Consider the following 19,144-nt stretch of genomic DNA (forward strand, 5'->3'; position numbering starts at 1 on the left):
TTCTCCTCTAGAATTGGTTGTATGATTAACTAGACGAGTTAGATGTAGGGGCGTATGGCAGTGTTTTCAACTCATAAAATGTATTTAAAGTGAAATGAGTGAATAAACTGCCAGAAATCAGAATTGTCTACGGCCCGAGAACGCATGCGTTAGTGTATTTCCGTCGATGTACTCTAGCTCACCGCCAACCGGAACGCCGTGAGCAATTCGAGTCGCCTGAATATCTTGGGCTTTACACATCTGACCAATGTAGTGCGCAGTCGCTTCCCCTTCAACGGTAGGATTGGTAGCTAAAATAACCTCTTCAATAGATTCTTCGGCGAGCCGTTTTTTGAGGATGTCCAAACCTATTTCGTTTGGTCCAATGCCGTCTATTGGCGATAAATGGCCCATCAATACAAAGTATTTTCCTTTGTATTGTGAGGTCTGTTCTATTGCCAGGATATCCTGAGGCGACTCAACGATACATATTTGTGCCGTCTCAGCACGACTCGGATTGCTGCAGATGCCGCATACACTGCTTTCCGTAAAGGTTCGGCACTGCTCACAATTTTTCACGTGCTCCATAGCATCATGCAAGGCTTCACTGAGCTTTAGTGCGCCGTCTCTGTTGCGCTCCAGTAAGGTAAAGGCCATACGCTGAGCGCTTTTTGCGCCGACGCCTGGAAGACACTTTAAAGCTGAGATGAGCTCGCTGATGAGCGGACTGAATGACATATAGCAAACCAATTAAATTGAAAACATCCCTAGAATATCATTCATCCACAAGATAGACGACACGCAAAGGGAAATTTCATTTAAATGTGATATTGAGCGCTCAAAGTCTGAGTGATGATGGACGCTTGCACAGGCTTGCTGTACAGATATCCTTGAAAATACGAACAATTCATTTCTAGTAAGCGCTCAGCGTGAGCCTGGGTCTCAACTCCCTCTGCAACAACAGATAAGTTTAGTTTTTTAGCAAGACTGATAATTGTCTCGCAAATACCTAAATCGGTATCATCATCTAGCATTTTGAATACAAAGCTTTGATCAATTTTGAGCACATCCAGGGGAAAAGCCCTGATATAAGACAAGCTAGAGAAGCCTTTACCAAAATCATCCAAACAAAGTTTAATACCCAAAGCTTTTAACTGAGAAACCGTGTCAATCGCGGCTTCATCATTGATAAGGACCGATTCAGTAATTTCCAATTCCAAATATTGAGCTTCTATGTCGTAACGACTAAGACAACTTTCAACTGATTTTGCCAGTGAGGGAGTAAATTGAATGGCAGAAATATTGACTGAAACAGACATTTTCGGCGCAATCTTCTGCCATTTAGCCAGTTGTGCGCAGGCTGCGTCTAAGACCTTATCTCCCATTGGAATAATGAGCTTGGTTTTTTCTGCCAGCGGAATAAAGTGATCTGGAAAAACGAGTGTACTACTGCCGTCTTCATTGGGGCGATTCCATCTGACAAGCGCCTCTGCGCCAACATATTTCCCAGTATTGCCACACACTTTAGGTTGGTAGTAAACCTCTATCTCATCATTTTCAATGGCATCTCTAAGCGCAACCTCATTCTGAAATTCTTTTTGAAGTTCCTCTTCCAAAAACTTGGAATAAAACCGATAGCTATTTCTTCCTTTGCGTTTGCATTCTCGCATCGCGGTATCAGCACGTCGATAAAGACTCGGCGCATCTTCACCATCCAAAGGATAAATTGCCACGCCAATACTTGCTGTCAAATTGAAGGTTTTCTCGTCTAAAACCCAGTTCTCAGTAAAAAAGCTTAAAAGTGACTTGCAGTATTCCTTTACGTAAGCCCCATCAAAAATATCTGTAAGTAAAATAACAAATTCATCTCCGCCTGGGCGGCATACGGTATCGCCCTCGCTAACAAAGCGTTGAAGTTTATTGCCAATCTCTATCAGCAAATTATCACCTGCCAGGTAGCCATGCTTGTTGTTGATGCTTTCAAATCCATCTAAATCAATCATGAGTAAACAGCATTTGCTTTTATCACGCTGGCACTTATTTATTTCCTGTTGCGTCCTGTCGAGTAGCAACAGTCTATTGGGTAAAGCAGTTAAGTTATCCAAGGTTGCAAGACGAACCATTTTGGCTGACGCTACTTTTGCTTCTGTCACATCGTGAAAGACTATAATGGCGCCAATGACATCCCCTTCGTTATTAGTAATAGGCGCAGCTGAATCCTCAATATCCAAAATATCACCATCAGCCTTGATAAGTTGAGTATCTAAAGGCATTTGTACAACGGTTCGTTCGCGCAAAGCAAGACGGATTGGATTAGTAAGGGTATCGCCGGTGTAGGCGTCTTTAATATTCATGACATTTTCAATAGGCAAGCCCACAGAATCTTTTGCTACGCAGCCTAGCAGATTCTCTGCAATCGGATTGATAAAGGTCACTTTACCAGTAAGGTCGGTGGCAATTACACCGTCGCCAATTGATTGCAAAGTAACATCAAAACGATCTTTGTCTTCTTTTAATCGAATTTCTTCTGACTTTCTGTCGGTGATATCGGTAATGACGATAATGAACCCGTCTACGCCGGAGAAAGGTTTTTCTGCTATAAAAGAAAGCTGCGCATACTGCCTGCGCCCTTTGTTCGGCTCAAAGGCAAGTTCCGCAATACTGTTTCGACCTTTTAAAACGGATTGTATGTTGGGCAAGATTTGTGCGTATTCATCATGACTAAACAGGGTTGATAAAAATAGGTCTTTTAATTCATTAGCATTCAGTCCAAACCATAAGCCTTCAGAATCATTACTATAAATATTGACAAGCTCATTGCTCCAGTAAGAAACAAATACCGGCAAGGTAGACATCAAGCGCGCCAGTTCGCTAGTGGCATGAACAAGCTGTCTCGTGCGCTTAATGGCGGTAAGTTGGGTCTGTACACGAGTGCGTAAAATACCCGGATGAATAGGTTTGGTTATAAAATCTATACCGCCCATATCAAGCGCCGCAATTTCAGTTTCAGGGTGGCTATCTGCAGTAACGAAGATAATGCAAATATGTGCGTAATCCGGATGCTTTTTGATTTCTTTGCATACCTCAATACCGTTCATATTTGGCATTTGTATGTCCAGTAGTATTAAGTCAGGAATTTCTCTTTGAACGATAGATAAGGCAAGTTCACCGTCTTTTGCAACAAAGACTTGGCCCAGACTGTGAATCGTTTCAGACACAAGTTTGATGGTGCTAGGCACATCTTCTACGATTAGTATCTTTAGCTCCATATCAGGAGCTGGCTTTTGGTGCATTGCTATTCCTTTTTCGTCAACCTCAACATGTTGCTATGGTCGATACTTACTAAAGATTTATAACTATACTTTAGTATAATTACGCAGTTTATCTTAAGGCGCAGCAAAATTACAAAGAATTATTTTAGAATGCTCTATGGTTTTTGTGATGTGTTTAAGTATTTACTTGCCTTTATTTCCTGTTTTTTCGATTTAACTTTTGCTGCGCTATTTCCGATATATCAGCATTGGGGCATCTCAAACTAAACATCATTGCGAATACTATGAAAAGAAATGCAAGTGTGACAAATACCGAATATAAATTTTCCAAGGCTCAACGTTTGATATCATCAACCGATGCGAGAGGCGTTATTACTCATTGCAATGATGATTTTGTTGAAGTGAGCGGGTTTACGCGCGACGAGTTAATTGGCAAAAACCATAATATTGTAAGACATCCAGATATGCCAAAGGCCATATTCAAAGAAATGTGGGACACCTTAAAACAAGGTCAAGTCTGGATGGGTTTAGTTAAAAATAGACGAAAAAATGGCGATTACTACTGGGTATCAGCCTTTGTCACCCCAATTTTCGAAAACAACAAAATTGTGGGTTTCGAATCAGTTCGAATCAACGCAAGCGAAGAAGAGAAAAACCTTGCTGAAAATGCCTATTCGCGGGTTAAAGCGAATAAGCCTGCGCGGTCTGCAAGCGAACTAACTACACACTTTGCTGGCCAGCTCATTCCTTACTTTCTTATTGGACTGGCGGCCCTTGCGGCAATCAAATTCGCGACTAATGATACACTTGCCTCATTCCTGAGTTTTGCATTCATCATTTTTGCTGGTGTAATGTCTCTATGGTTTCGGAACAAGGACATGCAGGACATTCTCGACAACTGTCCTCATTCATATTCCAATCAAACAGTAGCACATACTTACTTTAGGGATACAGGCTTAAAAGCGCGAGTAAAACTGGCACTAAATTGTGAGCAAGCCAGAAGCCGTACGGCACTTACACGAATTGGCGATTCTCTTTCAACGCTATCAGTCATTGCAAAAGAAGGGCAATCCTCTGTTGCCAGTACGAATCAAGCAGTTACGCAACAAGAAAAAGCCACCCAACAAATTGCTGAAGCAATCAGTCAAATGTCGCAAGCTATTTCGCAAGTGGCGATGAGCATTGAAACAAGCGCTAACAAAACCAATGAATCCAGTGAAACGGTAAGCAACAGTTTACACAACGCCGATTTGGCTACCGCTGCGATTCAGTCCTTAAAAGAGTCGGTTGAGCTAATCGCCAAAACGGTTGAGGCGCTTGCCAATTCAACAAGCCAAATTGGCAACGTTACCAGCACCATTTCTGACATCGCTGAACAAACCAACCTCTTAGCCTTAAATGCGGCTATTGAAGCCGCGCGAGCAGGTGAACAAGGCCGAGGATTCGCAGTTGTAGCCGATGAAGTCCGCTCACTGGCAAATAGAACGCGTGAATTAACAGAAGAGATCCATCAAATCATCAGCGAATTGACTGAGCGCTCAACAAAAGCAGTTAGCGCGTCTCAGGGTGGCGTTAAAACGGCAAATGAAGGAATTTCCATTGTTCAAAGAACTCAAAATGACCTAATGATCATTTCACAAGCCATGGACGCCATTCATAGCATGACCGTTGATATGGCTGGCGCGGTAGAAGAGCAAAGCACTGTGTCAGAACATATCGATCAACAAATCGCGAATATTGCAAACTCTGCCACCGACACTCGCAACAACGCCAATCAGTCGCTTGAGACCACAAATAAGCTAAGCGCCACCGTAGGTGAGCTAAACTCACTTGTGCGGCGTTTTCAAATATAAACGTAAAGAATGGAAAAAGGGCATCGATGATGTCCTTTTAAAACGTGTAATAGTCGACCTCTTACCCGCATAATAAAAAGTAGACGTAGAGTTAGTCTAATTAAAACGATCTTTACCATTGAACGTTTCTTGATTCAGACTCTTTTTTGCAGTTTGACAATCCTAATTACTATTTTAAAGATAAATAACATATAACTGTATATTTATACAGTTAAAGTATGCTATTGTTTGTCTAAAATTCAATTATCGATATATATGAGCCTTTTCAATCGACATTAGTGATCGGACTGTCTTTTTATAATTGATAAGGAAAAGTAATAGACTGCGATGCAAGACAAACTGATACAAAAACTTGAAATTCTTTCAGATGCAGCTAAGTATGATGCTTCATGTGCAAGCGGTTCGGCAGGTAAGCGAAAGGCCGGTAAAACCGATAAAACTGGTATAGGCTCGCTTACAGGTGGTTCGGGTATATGCCACAGTTTTACCCCTGACGGACGATGTGTGTCGTTATTGAAGATTTTGATGACAAACTACTGTATCTACGATTGTCATTATTGCATCAATAGAGTGTCAAGTAGCGTTCGTCGTGCCCGTTTCACTGTAAAAGAAACGGTAGATTTGACATTGAATTTCTACAAGCGCAATTATATTGAAGGCTTGTTTCTTAGTTCTGGAATTGTTGGCTCTCCGGATCTTACTATGGAAAGCATGGTGCGTATTGCAAAATCCTTGCGTATTGACCATGGATTTAAGGGATATATTCATCTTAAGACGATTCCCAATGCCTCACCTGAACTGCAAACGGAAGCTGGCTTGTACGCCGATCGGCTTAGCATCAATGTAGAGATGCCGACGCAACCTTCATTAAACAAATATGCGCCAGAGAAGGACCTAGGTGCGATCCATGGCTCAATGAATACGTTAAAAGACAAAATAGCCGAACATAAAGCAGATAAATCGTATTCTGGTAAACGTCCTCCTAGTTTTGCTCCTGGCGGACAGTCAACTCAAATGATTGTAGGAGCTGACGATTCAAGTGATAAAATCATTTTAAAAACGAGCGTTAATCTTTATAAGCAACAAAAACTGCGTCGAGTTTATTACTCTGCATTCTCGCCGATACCAGATGCTTCTGAGGTCTTGCCACTTAAGCCAGCGCCATTGATGCGCGAGCATCGTCTTTATCAGGCTGACTGGTTATTACGCTTTTATGGATTTAATCTCGATGAAATATTGCAGAATGACATGCTTGATATGGAGCATGATCCTAAACTTGCATGGGCCTTACGCAATCGTCATGTATTTCCAATTGATTTAAACAAAGCCGACAAACAGCTTTTGTTACGAGTGCCGGGGCTTGGTGCTCGCACCGTACAAAAAATTCTGGCAATTCGTCGATATACAAAACTCAGTTGGGTCGACCTCACCAAAATGCGTTTACCATTACAAAAATTGAAACCTTTCATTAGTGTAAGTGACTATCTACCCGCTATTCATTTGCTCGATAGCGCACATTTTGAGCTGCAGTTCAAACAGCCGAAGCAGTTTGAGCTTTTCGCTACGTAAGTTAATAATCATTAGATGAAAACCATTTCAATTACTTCGGTACCTGGATACGACGAGTGGCGTATAGCATCAAGAGCGTGTTTAGCGCAATCCATCCCGCCGGAGGAGATTATTTGGCAAAGCTCGCAATCAATACAGGACGATCTGTTTGGCGATAACGGACAAACAACAAAGGTGTATGAACCAAAAGCAACTCATAGTATTCCCAAATCAGTCTTGGCGCTTTTTAAATATGCGTTGTGCCATAAGGATGCTAGCCGCTTTGCATTGTGCTATCGGGTTTTGTGGCGAGTGATATTCGAGAATAGAAACCTCATTCAGTTAAAAACTGATAACGACATTCTGCGGCTCAATGCTTTAGTCAAAGCGGTAAAACGGGATGCATATAAAATGAGCGCTTTTTTGCGATTTAGGAAGCTTGTAATCGAAGAACAAGAGCACTTTGTGGCTTGGTATGAGCCGGAACATTTTAGCTTGGAAATTAAACTTAATTTCTTTCAAACTCGCTTTAAAAATATGCGGTGGTCAATACTTACGCCTTATCGTGCAGCTCATTGGGACACAGAAAATCTCACATTGGGAGATAACCCTGATTCAAGCGCATACCCTGATGACGACCAGATTGAAAAATATTGGCTCACATATTACGCCAATATATTTAATCCCGCCCGTATTAAAAAAAGCGCGATGTTAAGCTCAATGCCCAAAAAGTACTGGAAAAATATGCCTGAAACAGCACTGATTGAAGATATGATAAATAAATCAAATGCGAGAGCCCGAAAAATGATACTTGATGGAAAAAAAAGCTAGTTTTTTCACATACTCACTGTCCAGACTCTACATTGATCAAGAGTGTGCGTTTATAGCCTTATCTCGATTAATCGGGAGCGTTTGTTTTAAAACGGCATTTTGAAGCCTGGTGGTAAGTTCATTCCACCCGTGACTGAGGACATTTTCTCTTGACTGGCTTCTTGTACACGTCTTACCGCATCATTTATTGCCGCCGCCACTAAATCTTCCAGCATATCTTTATCGTCAGCCATCAGTGAGTCATCCACATCTACTCGACGCACATTGTGATTGCAGGTCATGATAACTTTTACCATTCCCGCTCCAGACTCACCTGTTACTTCTAACTCAGCCAGCTCTTCTTGCGCTTTTTTCATGCGCTCTTGCATTTGCTGAGCCTGCTTCATCATGTTACCCATGCCACCTTTGAACATGTTGACCTCTCTGTTAATAATTGAAATTCACAATAAAATCTTATCTTTACCTTGATGTGATGGACTCAGGTATCACACGTGCATCAAACGCTTTTTTAAGCTCCTGAATGGAAGCGTCTGTTTCGACAATATTCTTTGCATACTCAAGTCGCATTGCATCTATCTGTTGCTGAAGCTCATAAGGCGAATTTGATACGTTTGCATACTGCACAGTAACTTCAATCTCTTGCCCATACTGGTCTTTGAGCGCCTGACGAATAGATTCTACACTCGACTTCTCATTAAGGTGGTGATGTGATTCGTTTATTTCAACGATCATTTGCTTATTCTTTATGCCCGACGAGCGCCCATGAATGAGTAATTGTCTTGCCAAGCCCCGAACATCCAGAGCGTCCACAAACTGACTCCACTTATCGATTTGAGCGGCACGTTCTAGCTTTTCACCGTTTTTAAGATAGGCGCTTAATTCAAAGTCCTTGTTACTGCTGATGGTATCAGCGTCAAGTGCTTGAGATGGCTCAACTGCGTTTTGAGCGCTTTCTTGCGCCTCGTCGTTTGAAATGTGTTCATCCTCATCGCTTGTATCAGCAAGAGCGATGGCGGCTTCATCCTTTACTAATTCATCTTTAGACGATATTTGTTCAGTCTCAGGAGACTTCGACGCGTGCGATTCTGTTTTTGAAACGGGTTCAGAGGCTAAAATTTCCTGCTCATAATCATTAAGCTCATCCGCTAAATTAACTAAATCTTGTATATCGGACCCTGCAACGTCATCGTTTGATTCGTTATTTTCAGACAAGCTTTGCGCGCTTGTGTAACTGTCGGAATGGACTTGTCCTGATGAATCAATCGTCTCATCCTGCTCTGGAGGAAGGTTCAGTTCTTCATCGCTGGCAACAGGAGCCTGTTCACTGACCCATTCGGGCACGTCATTATTTGTGCTTGACTGCGGCTGTTCTAAAGCGACTTCCGGCTGTTTTTGTGCTGATTGTTGTGCTAATTTGTGCCGATTCAGCTCTTCTGAAGCTTCGTGATCTTCAGATTTTTCCGCGCTTTGACTATTTTGAATATCTTTGTGGTTTTCAGCAGTCTCTGCTTTATCTATTTCAGCGTTTTTTTTTAACTGCGATGCAGGCCTAATTTCGTTGGTAATACCGTCGCTGGTAATATCGTCTTCTTCAGCATGGCTTAAATCACTGAGATCCAAGTTCACATTTTGCGCCGGACTAAAAGCAAGCATGCGCATAACAGTCATATGCAAGCCGGTAAGAGCATCAGGTGCATAAGGTAAGTCTCGCTTGCCATTCAATCCAATTTGATAAAGAAGCTGAATATGTTCAGGTGAAACAGACTTGGCAAGGGTATAAACAGGTTTGGCGTGGCTAGTCTCAAGCTTACAAACGTCAGGCACAATTTGAGTTAGTGCAATCTGGTGCAATAATGCAAGAAGCTGAGATAATACTTGTGAATAATCTGGCGATTCGGCCGTAATTTGCGCAAGTTGTTCCATTGCGTTATTGGCATCACGTTCACATATGTATTTCACTAAGCGTAATACTTGATTCTTATCCAGTAAACCCAGCATATTGACAACCGTTGCCAAGCTTACTTTATTGTTGCCCTGTGCAATGGCTTGGTCGGTCAGGCTCAATGCATCCCGCATACTTCCCGCAGCTGCGCGCGCGATTTGAGAAAGCCCCTGCTCTTCAAACGCGATATTTTCCTCATGTAGAATATGCGAAAGTTGCTTTTGAATCTGTTCGCGACTCAGCGCTTTTAAACTGAATTGCAAACATCTCGATAAAATGGTGACGGGAAGCTTTTGTGGGTCAGTTGTAGCAAGCAAAAATTTAACGTGCTCTGGTGGTTCTTCGAGCGTTTTTAATAGCGCATTGAAACTATGCTTTGATAGCATATGCACTTCGTCAATTAAATAGACCTTATACTTTCCTCGAGTGGGACGGTACTGAACGTTGTCCAGTAACTCTCGAGTATCTTCTACTTTGGTACGAGAAGCCGCATCAATTTCCAGTAAATCGACATAACGGCCGTCACTTATATCCCTGCAGGTGTCACACTTTCCGCAGGGATTAGCGCTTTGTCCCTCTTCGCAATTTAGCGATTTTGAAAAAATTCGCGCAATAGTCGTTTTTCCGACACCGCGCGTACCCGTGAATAAATACGCATGATGCAGCTTATTGTTTTCAAGTGCGTTGGTGATCGCATCTACGACATGCTGCTGCCCCACCAATTCCGAAAAATTCTGAGGACGCCATTTTCGAGCAAGGACCTGATAGCTCATGAATATTTAATCACCGTCGAATTCACACAAAGCAAAGGGTTTTATATTAGCGTCTTTTAAGCGTTGCTCGCCACCAATATCTGGCAGTGAAATAATAAAACCTGCATGGTCTGCTATCCCGCCAAGTCGGCGAATTAAATTAGCGGTGGCTACCATGGTGCCGCCTGTGGCAAGCAAATCATCGATCATTAATACATTGTCGCCCGCTTCAATTGCGTCTTTATGAATTTCGAGTTCATCTGTTCCATATTCAAGTTCGTATGATTCAGATATCGTTTCTCTTGGTAATTTGCGAGGTTTTCTTACCGGTACAAAACCCACACCAAGTTCCAATGCGAGTGGCGCACCAAATAAAAATCCACGGGCTTCAGTCCCTACTATTTTATCAAATTTAATATGGGCGTAATTTGCTTTTAATAAATCAATACAAGCCTGAAAGGCATCATGACGTGATAACACACTGGTTACGTCACGAAACATTATCCCGGGTTTTGGATAGTCTGGAATAGTGGTTACTGCTTGCTTTATGAGCTCAACTGTCACGAGTAGTCCTTGTGTGTAGAATTATTATGCTAATGACTAAAAAAGAAAACATACCATCCGGCTAGTATGTGAAGCAGCGGGAATGCGACCAAGGCCCCCACAATACCGAAAAAATACCACCAATTGAATGCTTCTTTATGTTCTTCGTTATTCGCCATCGAATGCTTCCTAACACCAATAAAAAAAGAGTCGGAATACTACTGTATTTGGGCCAAAAAAAACAGGTGTATATGTGCAAAGGCTGTAAATTTAGCTGAGCAAACACATCCATTTATAAGCTCTAGGATCACCAATGCATTCAATAGGAATAATCTATTACAAAAGGCAAATGCGTATAGCCACAGTGTTTTCGCTTTTCGTCAACATAAAACCGGGTGTTAATGTCTGTTCCCAGTACAACATTGGCATCAAATAACGAAAAACGAATAGGCTCTTTAAAATAACAATTCGCCTGAATGATATTTCGCCAGATACCCTCTTCTTTTGCTTTTAATGTTTTGCTTCCTTTATCAATCATAGAATACGTCTGATGCTGTTTTTCGTGCGTTAATAGCGTAAACGTACTGGGCGTATTGCGATTATCGTCTACACTTAATGTGAGCTGAGCTGCCATACCTGAAAACAAGTAATGAGCAAAACCAGCCATTTGTCGATGCTCTTTTCTAACATCGTTTTGGATTAATAGCGCCTGATTCCCCCCATCGACAATAAAAACGCCGTTTTCTCCAATTACTTCCAAGTTAACGGAATCGTCCTCTCTGGAATAAAGCAGTGCAGTTGTCTCATCCACGCCGACACTCAGTCTTGTTTTTGTAAATAAACTCAAGGCAATAAGCCTCGCCTCTCTATCCCTCTCTGAAAAATGCGTATCGACTGTGCCTAAGTCGAAAAGACCCGAACCACCTGTGGGCAGATAAGTGACATCGTCAGGCTGTAAAGCATTTTCGCAAGACTCCATCGCACAGCGCTGGCTTGGTGCAAAAGCAGGAAAAACACCTCGTTTAATCGCTTGCTCGCTTGTTCCACTAGAAATCATCGGAATAGGTCGTTGCTCATAAACGCGACCTGCATGCACTGCCGCTCCTGCGCTTGTGCCGCCTACTATCATTTTATTTAATCTGACTCTATCGCTTACTGCCTTCCAAAAGTCTGAAAAGTCAGTCCCATCCAAAATCAAACTAGCCAGTGTTTTGCTTTGATCACCACCGTTAAAAAACAATCCGTGACTAGAACGCACGAGTTCTAATAGCTTTTCAGGTTGCTCACAATAATGCTTTTGTGTTTTGATTAGCGTCGGATAAACTCTCGCTCTGTCATAAAGGTCAAAACGGGCTCTGACTTCATCCAAGCGCTCACATATATTTGGCACTTCTGTTTTTTTGGCAAGCGCGTAAGCCATGCTTTGATCCACAGGAAACCAAACAGCTTCAATATCTAGCGATTCGAATACTGATTGGTAAAAATCCACCACCTCGAAAGGATCGCGTGAAGATGCTGTTGAAAATAATATGACAGGCTTTTGTTCTTGTTGCATCGCCTTGCGATATGCTTGGGCGACAAAGCGATGGTAAATCTCCTTAGATGAGGTGTTTTTTGTTAGCGGAACGCTTGCCAACTCCTTTAATCGTTTGCCATTACTGTCTAGCTGAACAAGTTCCATATGATCAAGAAAAGCAAAATAAGCAGCGTCAGGTAAGGCATTTAGCTTTTCATAGAGATCTAGTTCGTCTAATGCATCGAATAAAGCGTTTTTTGACAGGACGTCCTTAGGTAGCTCGTCATTTCCTAACTTTTTCTCCAGCAACAAAACAATGTTCAGTAAAGCATCGCCACCCTCTTTTACCCAAGATTTTTTAATCGTTTCTTTAAGACTGTTTAGCTGAGCTTGAGTAAATTGGTATAGGATTTCACTACGCAAATTCTTCGCTTCAAGTGTCGAACTACAATTTTGAAGAGATAAACTGGAACATGTATGCAGCGCGCCGCCGGCAAGCATGATCTGAAACTCATTCTCATTTTTTATGTCTGTTCCAGCTAAACATGATGCCGCAGTAGTAAGTGATAAAATCAAAAAGTTCCTGACAAGCGCTGTATAATTTCTACCCATAAAATATCTAATCCTAAACGAGTAAGCTATGACATAAAGTGGAAACAATGTCACAAATTTTGATGATTGACATTTATTTACACTAGTGATAATTCTGTTAATAAGTCAACCGCTAGCAAACTTTATTTTCACCTTAGATTTTGTTGCTAGCGTAGTGCTATAACGCCCGATTGATTTTTCATTGTTTTAATCACCAGGCTCTCGGATTGGACACGGAGTAAAACCAAATATTTGGTTTACACACAATACTATGATTAAAAAAGCGCCTAATTTAAGCGCCTATCGATATCAAAACTACTATTTGTCGGAGTGGTTCGACGAATAGCCTTCCTTTGGTTTTTTCAACGCTCAGTTGTTTACAGCCAAGTTACCATTATTGCGACTACATGCATTACTTTAACTCAGTCTTACAAGGTTAATTCGTAATATAGGTTCAAATACATTTTAGCTGTTTTGGCAGGTTTTCACTGAGTCTCGCTCGCTTTTAAACCAACTAATTATGCATATTTTGTTCTTTTTAGAGGAAAATTTATGAAATTTCATGCCAAAACCACCGCATTAGCAATTGCACTTGCTCTTAGTCATTCCGCTTACTCACAAAGTAACGATATTCAAAACAATAACGATGCTGATGAAAGTGCAAACGACACAAAAGTTGAAACAATAAATATAACCGGATCAAATATACGCGGCGTTGACCTTGAGGGAGCGCAGCCACTTACTGTAATCAGCGCTCAAGACATACAACGTTCAGGTGTAAATACCTTGACCGAATTGATGCGCACTGTCAGTCAAACCCGTGGTGGAACCAGTTCATTCACCACAGCACAAAGCGGTGCAACATCTACCAGTACACCTCCCGGACAAGCTACAGCGGCGCTTCGCGGGATGGGGCCCTCATCAACTTTGACTTTGATTAACGGCAGAAGAGTGGCTGCCAGTTCATTCGCGTCAGGTACCGAAAACTTTGTTGATATCAACAGCATCCCCCTTTCTGCCATCGAGCGGATCGAAATACTCGCAAGCGGCGCATCGGCAATTTACGGTGCCGACGCTGTTGCGGGCGTTATCAACTACATTTTAAAAGATGACTTTCAAGGTTTCGAATTAAGTGGGCAATACAGCCAGTCTGAAGTGTCGGCAAATGAGTCTGAAATCAGTTTACAAGCGTTTTACGGGATGGAACTAGGCGAGGGCAACTTGTCAATATTTGCCGATTATTTTGACCGTCGCGCTATTCGCGCGACCAGCCGAGAAACCACGGCAACGCCTATCCTGGAAAGTAGTTATTCCTACCTGCCTAAAAACACACCAAATATTTATTTTAATTCAGTGCGTTCTGGCAACGAAATCGGTAATCCGAACTGTGCAGATGATTTGGTCATTACCGAATTGGGTGAAGAAATTTGTGCCTATTACGGCAATGAAGATGATTATTTGGAGACACCCCTAGAAAGTGCGTCTTTAGGTTTTATCTACAACACCCGATTTGGGGACATAGATTTTAATACCGACTTTATGTTCTCCAGTAGTTCATCGACGTCAATTTCTACACCAGCTCCAATAAATCAAATAAGCGATAGAGAGGGGCCGTTTGTTGATGAGTCTGTTTTAGCGTTTTTGTCTGAGGATTTTGTAACTGAAGCTGAGCTTTATATCGACCCCTTTACCACGCCTGCGGGAAGAGAGCTATTTGGCTTTGCATTTGACGCACGCTTCTCAACGCCGAGAACCGTTGAAATCGACACCAAATCAGCAAGGCTTGTTTCCCAGCTTAGTGGCGTGATAAATGATTGGGATTGGCGTAGCGGTATTCTCTTGTCACGCTCTGAGTCTGAACAAGTGGCGAGCGCCGGCATTTATAATCGCTATCAGTATCACGCTGGCATCGCTGGGGAGTTATGCGCAGATGGGAGCATCGCCAATTATGATGAAGCTAGCGATACTCTCTCTTGTGCAGGTTCCACGCTTTTGGGTATGTATAACCCATTTGATCCACGCTCGCCCGAGAACTTGGCCATTTTGCAACGCTCTCAAGCCTTTCCAACGCGCGATGGTACAAGTGAGCTTTATGGCCTTGATGGCAGCATAAGTGGAGAGTTACTAGAGCTTAATGGACGTATGGTCTCTGCGGCTTTTGGCGCGGAAATCAGGAGAGAAGAGATTTCTGATGTGCCTTCACTTGATGCTCGCGCCAGACTGGAAAATGGCTACCTGGTAGATGTGTTTGGTTTTGGCTCCAGCTTTTCTGAGGCGTCACGCACTCAGTGGGGTGCCTATGCTGAATTTCAAATTCCACTTAGCGACATTTTAGAAGTTAATCTTGCTGGTCGATTTGACGACTATAACGATTTTGGCAGCAGTTTTAATCCTAAAGCGAGTTTTAGTTTACGTCCGAGCGACAACATCGTCATTAGGGGCTCATGGTCAACCGCATTTAGAGCACCATCGTTAACCCAAGCGGGTGTTCAACTTCGCACAACACGTGCCGATTTTGACTGCGGCGCAAATCAAACTATAGCTGAATTGTATTGCGAAGGGGACAATCTTATCCGTGGCAACAATGTGCTTGAGCTAGGTAATCCCAATCTGCAACCTGAAGAATCAGAATCTTACAGTCTCGGTTTTGCCTACAGCCCTACAAAGAATACCGATATCACAATTGATTATTGGGCGTTTGAGCATGAGGATTTGGTCGACACAAATATGACTGGGGTGCTAGCAGCAGCGCTTACTGATGAAAGCCTGCGCCACTGCGGACTGGTTCCAGAGGGCGAAACAGGAATAAGCTACGACCCATTCCTTTGTGATTATACTGACTCACAAGGACGCACTATCGAAGATGCAGGCGCGAATTTAAACGAGATTTTGGAAGAGTGGGTTTTCTTTGAACAACCTCGCTTTGAAGAGCTTCCGCTATTTAGAGATCACGTTTTATTACTCGATAATACTGGCACTCAAGAACTCAGCGGAATAGATATCTCTTTATTTCATGCCTTTGAATTAGAATTGGGCGACTTGGAACTTTCCTTTGACGGCACACGTTACATCAGCTTTGAGCGCAACATTCCAGGCTCAGATCAAATCGAGCAACTAGCGGGCAGTTGGCGATATCCTAAAACAGTGGCAAATGCAGAAGTGTTTTACGTTACAGACGATTGGTTTGCCGGCTTTACCCTATTTATTACGGGCAGCTATCAAGATGATATAGACGCATTACGCAGCCGAGAAATAGACGAACTAATCGCTTTAGGTGAGATTACCGAAGATAATCAATCCCGTGAAGTGGATACTTGGACCACATTGGATTTTAGCGCGGGTTATTATTTTAAAAATGTGGATTTGCGTCTGCGTATAGAGAACCTGCTTGATGAAGATGCGCCGGTGTCCTACGGCTCTGCGCGAGGATATGATAGCTTTAATCATGATCCCTTCGGCCGTCGCTTTACGGTATCGGCCACCTATCGTTTTTAAACAAGCAGCAAGTTCATGATATTTGACATACATTAGGAAAATTGATGTCTGAAAATGAGAAGTTAACTGGCGATAACAAGGCAAGCAGCGAGGCTAGACGATTGAGTAAAATGCCTGATGCATTTGTCATTTTATTTATTGTGATTCTATGTGCTGGACTGCTTACTTATGTGCTCCCCGCTGGAAGTTTTGTCACCCATACGGTCGAAAAAACTGTAAATGGTCAGCTTACGCAACGCACTTTAATCAAGCCAGATAGCTTTTCCTTTTCAGACAAAAGGAATAGCAATGGTGCAGCTTTATTTGATACAGGCGATCAAATTGGCTTAATGAATTACGCATTTGAGGGCTTAGTATCAGGTAATAAATACGGCTCTGCCGTTGGAGTGGTAGCGTTTATTCTAATTGTTGGTGGAGCATTTGGTGTTGTTATGCAAACTGGCGCTATAAATAACGGCATATTAGCGCTTATTGATAAAACCAAAAGCTCCCAGGTTTTAATCATCCCGCTTCTGTTTACCCTTTTCTCCTTGGGAGGAGCCGTATTTGGAATGGGAGAAGAGGCAATTGCCTTCTGTATTGTCCTCGTGCCGTTGATGATAGCCCTCGGATATGATGCGATAACGGGCGTGTTAATCACCTACGTTGCGACTCAAATTGGTTTTGCAACGAGCTGGATGAATCCTTTTTCTGTTGCCATTGCTCAAGGTATAGCAGACGTGCCGCTTATGTCTGGGCAAGGATTCAGAATGATTTTATGGCTGGTATTTACCCTTATAGGTTTAGGATTCACGCTCTGGTATGCGTATCGAATCAAATTACGGCCAGAAACATCCTATAGTTTATCAAGTAATGAATATTTTAAAGATAAACAAAAAACGCTAAAAACAAACTACACTTATATAGACTCACTGATATTGCTGGTGTTTTTTGCCGGGCTTGCCTGGGTAATTTGGGGCGTTGTTGCGCACGCGTATTATATCCCTGAAATTGCCACGCAATTTTTCTGTATCGGCCTGGCCTGTGGTTTTATCGCGATGATAGGCAAGCGTATGAGTGCTAACGGTTTATCAGAAGCTTTTCAGCAAGGCGCTAAAGACTTACTACCAGCAGCACTCATTGTTGGTATGGCAAAAGGAATTGTATTGGTGCTCGGGGGCGACGATGTTACCGAGCCATCAGTGTTAAATACGCTTTTATTCTATGCCAGTAATGCGATCGGCGAAACCAGTTCTTACGTGAATGCTAGCGCCATGCTTATCTTCCAGGCGACATTTAATTTTTTTGTGGCGTCAGGCTCCGGACAAGCGGCAATCACTATGCCGCTAATGGCCCCACTTTCTGATTTGGTCGGATTAAACAGACAGATTGCAGTGCTGGCCTTTCAGCTTGGCGATGGACTAAGCAATATTATCATTCCAACCTCGGCATCCTTAATTGGTTGCTTGGGCGTCGCAAGAATTGATTGGAGTATCTGGTTCAAATTTATCTGGCGACTCTTTACACTACTAATAATTGCTGCACTTGTTACCATGTGGATCGCAGTTGCAATAGGATTAAGTTAATTAATGTTTATTACTTTAATAAAACAGGCGCAGGTATTTTCTCCTGCTCCGCTTGGTATATGCGATGTATTGATTGCCAACAATAAGATACAGGCGATTGAAGCAAGTGAAAAAAACGCATTTACGAGTATTGAAGATGGAAAGCTTGCTCACGTTATTGATGCCCAACATCACTATCTGGTGCCTGGGTTCATTGATTCACTCGTGCATATTAGTGGTGGCGGCGGCGAAGGTGGGTTTCATACTCGCACTCCTGAAATGCCCTTACAGGATGCAATAAATGCGGGAGTAACCACCATTATTGCAGGTTTAGGTACTGACTCTACGACTCGAACACTGAGTGATATGCTGGCAAAAGCACGAGCGCTCAAACACTATGGTTTGAGCGTTTATGCTTATACGGGTTCATATCATTATCCGGCAAAAACAATCACCAATAGCATTACTGACGATATTATGCTGATTGAGGAGTTTATTGGTTTAGGCGAATTGGCTATTGCTGATCATCGAAGCAGTCAGTTGCACTGGCGTGAACTGGCAAAAGCGGCGGCTCAGGCCAGAGTGGGAGGAATGCTAAGCGGCAAAGCAGGTGTGATAAGCATTCACGTTGGCGATTCTAACGATAAACTGTCTTTACTCGAAAAGGTGATCGAGCGCTCAGATATCCCCGCCTCACAATTTTTACCTACACACATCAATAGAAATAAAGAACTGCTTGACGCTGGCATGAAATGGACAGAAAAAGGCGGCTTTATTGATGTGACCACGAGTACCAATGCCCATTTTATTGCACAAGGTGAAATTCCCGCTGCGAAAGCTATTGCCATCTGCGCAGAGAAAGGCGTGTCCTTTAGTCAAATGACGATGAGTTCTGATGGAAATGCGAGTCTGCCCGTGTTTGACAAGCATAATCACTTAGTGGGTTTAGAAGTTGGCAAAGTGCAAAGTCTTCATTCTAGTTTTTGCGAATTGGTCAAAGAACATAAAATAGCTTTACAAGAAGCACTTAAAACAGTTACATCGACACCCGCAGAAATTCTGCGTCTGACAAATAAGGGAAATTTGATAGTAGGAGCAGATGCAGATGCGCTGCTACTCAATCAAAATGATTTGTCAGTCGAAACACTTATTTCAACAGGCAAGCTAATGCTGCATAACAAACAAGCTCTAGTATTAGAAGACTTTTAATACGATGGTCCTTCGTCTTTAGAATAATCAAGCAAGCTCTTAAGTTTTTGATGAAACGAAAAGCAAAAA

Annotated in this window: 13 protein-coding genes; 6 read left to right on the forward strand and 7 right to left on the reverse strand. The window is 42.5% G+C overall.

All coding sequences use genetic code 11. The features are described from left to right. Positions 1 to 117: 117 nt before the first annotated feature. Both recR and D6V41_RS14025 read right to left on the reverse strand, forming a co-directional pair. Entirely contained in the window at positions 118 to 717 is a 600-nt protein-coding gene (gene recR / locus D6V41_RS14020) for a recombination mediator RecR (protein WP_136252152.1), read from the reverse strand. A gap of 80 nt (positions 718 to 797) precedes the next feature. Beyond that, complete coding sequence (locus D6V41_RS14025; protein WP_136252153.1) at positions 798 to 3,272, reverse strand: EAL domain-containing protein; 2,475 nt, start codon at positions 3,270 to 3,272, stop codon at positions 798 to 800. A 263-nt stretch (positions 3,273 to 3,535) separates the two neighbouring features. Between D6V41_RS14025 and D6V41_RS14030 the strand changes: the two genes are divergently transcribed. From D6V41_RS14030 to D6V41_RS14040, 3 genes are all read left to right on the forward strand, one after another. After that, complete coding sequence (locus tag D6V41_RS14030; RefSeq protein WP_136252154.1) at positions 3,536 to 5,104, forward strand: methyl-accepting chemotaxis protein; 1,569 nt, start codon at positions 3,536 to 3,538, stop codon at positions 5,102 to 5,104. Between the two features lie 327 nt (positions 5,105 to 5,431). Then, on the forward strand, positions 5,432 to 6,673 hold the full coding sequence (locus D6V41_RS14035) for a putative DNA modification/repair radical SAM protein (RefSeq protein ID WP_136252155.1): 1,242 nt from the start codon (positions 5,432 to 5,434) through the stop codon (positions 6,671 to 6,673). A gap of 15 nt (positions 6,674 to 6,688) precedes the next feature. Beyond that, the gene (locus D6V41_RS14040; RefSeq protein ID WP_136252156.1) at positions 6,689 to 7,483 is read left to right on the forward strand and encodes a TIGR03915 family putative DNA repair protein; all 795 of its coding nucleotides are present in this window, start codon (positions 6,689 to 6,691) and stop codon (positions 7,481 to 7,483) included. A gap of 86 nt (positions 7,484 to 7,569) precedes the next feature. Here D6V41_RS14040 and D6V41_RS14045 read toward each other — a convergent pair whose 3' ends face one another. From D6V41_RS14045 to D6V41_RS14060, 5 genes are all read right to left on the reverse strand, one after another. Next, on the reverse strand, positions 7,570 to 7,896 hold the full coding sequence (locus D6V41_RS14045; RefSeq protein WP_136252157.1) for a YbaB/EbfC family nucleoid-associated protein: 327 nt from the start codon (positions 7,894 to 7,896) through the stop codon (positions 7,570 to 7,572). A 46-nt stretch (positions 7,897 to 7,942) separates the two neighbouring features. Further along, on the reverse strand, positions 7,943 to 10,198 hold the full coding sequence (gene dnaX / locus D6V41_RS14050; protein WP_136252158.1) for a DNA polymerase III subunit gamma/tau: 2,256 nt from the start codon (positions 10,196 to 10,198) through the stop codon (positions 7,943 to 7,945). A 6-nt stretch (positions 10,199 to 10,204) separates the two neighbouring features. Then, positions 10,205 to 10,741 (reverse strand): adenine phosphoribosyltransferase, encoded by a 537-nt coding sequence (gene apt, locus D6V41_RS14055; RefSeq protein WP_136252159.1) that lies wholly within the window; start codon positions 10,739 to 10,741, stop codon positions 10,205 to 10,207. A gap of 29 nt (positions 10,742 to 10,770) precedes the next feature. Beyond that, positions 10,771 to 10,899 carry a hypothetical protein gene (locus D6V41_RS18480; protein WP_277750979.1) on the reverse strand — a complete coding sequence of 43 codons (129 nt, stop codon included), beginning with the start codon at positions 10,897 to 10,899 and terminating at the stop codon, positions 10,771 to 10,773. 140 nt (positions 10,900 to 11,039) lie between these two features. Next, positions 11,040 to 12,848: a cyanophycinase gene (locus D6V41_RS14060; RefSeq protein ID WP_136252160.1), complete on the reverse strand. Its 1,809-nt coding sequence runs from the start codon at positions 12,846 to 12,848 to the stop codon at positions 11,040 to 11,042. A 531-nt stretch (positions 12,849 to 13,379) separates the two neighbouring features. Here D6V41_RS14060 and D6V41_RS14065 point away from each other — a divergent pair. Genes D6V41_RS14065 through iadA form a run of 3 tightly spaced genes read left to right on the forward strand, consistent with a single transcriptional unit; the run spans position 13,380 to position 19,075 of the window. Next, positions 13,380 to 16,322: a TonB-dependent receptor domain-containing protein gene (locus tag D6V41_RS14065; RefSeq protein WP_136252161.1), complete on the forward strand. Its 2,943-nt coding sequence runs from the start codon at positions 13,380 to 13,382 to the stop codon at positions 16,320 to 16,322. Between the two features lie 44 nt (positions 16,323 to 16,366). Continuing rightward, positions 16,367 to 17,887: a putative basic amino acid antiporter YfcC gene (gene yfcC, locus D6V41_RS14070; protein WP_136252162.1), complete on the forward strand. Its 1,521-nt coding sequence runs from the start codon at positions 16,367 to 16,369 to the stop codon at positions 17,885 to 17,887. 3 nt (positions 17,888 to 17,890) lie between these two features. Further along, a complete protein-coding gene (gene iadA / locus D6V41_RS14075) occupies positions 17,891 to 19,075 on the forward strand; it encodes a beta-aspartyl-peptidase (RefSeq protein ID WP_136252163.1) in 1,185 nt (394 codons plus the stop codon). Positions 19,076 to 19,144 lie beyond the last annotated feature (69 nt).

Origin of the sequence: Ningiella ruwaisensis, assembly GCF_004798935.1 — a bacterium.
GTDB classification, from domain to species: Bacteria; Pseudomonadota; Gammaproteobacteria; order Enterobacterales; family Alteromonadaceae; genus Glaciecola; species Glaciecola ruwaisensis.

What these genes read in the sequence shown, in the direction of transcription:
- D6V41_RS14065 (WP_136252161.1), top strand. Translation starts at nt 13,380, where the DNA reads ATGAAATTTCATGCCAAAACCACCGCATTAGCAATTGCACTTGCTCTT.
- D6V41_RS14045 (WP_136252157.1), bottom strand. Translation starts at nt 7,896, where the DNA reads ATGTTCAAAGGTGGCATGGGTAACATGATGAAGCAGGCTCAGCAAATG.
- D6V41_RS14030 (WP_136252154.1), top strand. Translation starts at nt 3,536, where the DNA reads ATGAAAAGAAATGCAAGTGTGACAAATACCGAATATAAATTTTCCAAG.
- D6V41_RS14025 (WP_136252153.1), bottom strand. Translation starts at nt 3,272, where the DNA reads ATGCACCAAAAGCCAGCTCCTGATATGGAGCTAAAGATACTAATCGTA.
- recR (WP_136252152.1), bottom strand. Translation starts at nt 717, where the DNA reads ATGTCATTCAGTCCGCTCATCAGCGAGCTCATCTCAGCTTTAAAGTGT.
- D6V41_RS14040 (WP_136252156.1), top strand. Translation starts at nt 6,689, where the DNA reads ATGAAAACCATTTCAATTACTTCGGTACCTGGATACGACGAGTGGCGT.
- D6V41_RS18480 (WP_277750979.1), bottom strand. Translation starts at nt 10,899, where the DNA reads ATGGCGAATAACGAAGAACATAAAGAAGCATTCAATTGGTGGTATTTT.
- D6V41_RS14060 (WP_136252160.1), bottom strand. Translation starts at nt 12,848, where the DNA reads ATGGGTAGAAATTATACAGCGCTTGTCAGGAACTTTTTGATTTTATCA.
- dnaX (WP_136252158.1), bottom strand. Translation starts at nt 10,198, where the DNA reads ATGAGCTATCAGGTCCTTGCTCGAAAATGGCGTCCTCAGAATTTTTCG.
- D6V41_RS14035 (WP_136252155.1), top strand. Translation starts at nt 5,432, where the DNA reads ATGCAAGACAAACTGATACAAAAACTTGAAATTCTTTCAGATGCAGCT.
- iadA (WP_136252163.1), top strand. Translation starts at nt 17,891, where the DNA reads ATGTTTATTACTTTAATAAAACAGGCGCAGGTATTTTCTCCTGCTCCG.
- yfcC (WP_136252162.1), top strand. Translation starts at nt 16,367, where the DNA reads ATGTCTGAAAATGAGAAGTTAACTGGCGATAACAAGGCAAGCAGCGAG.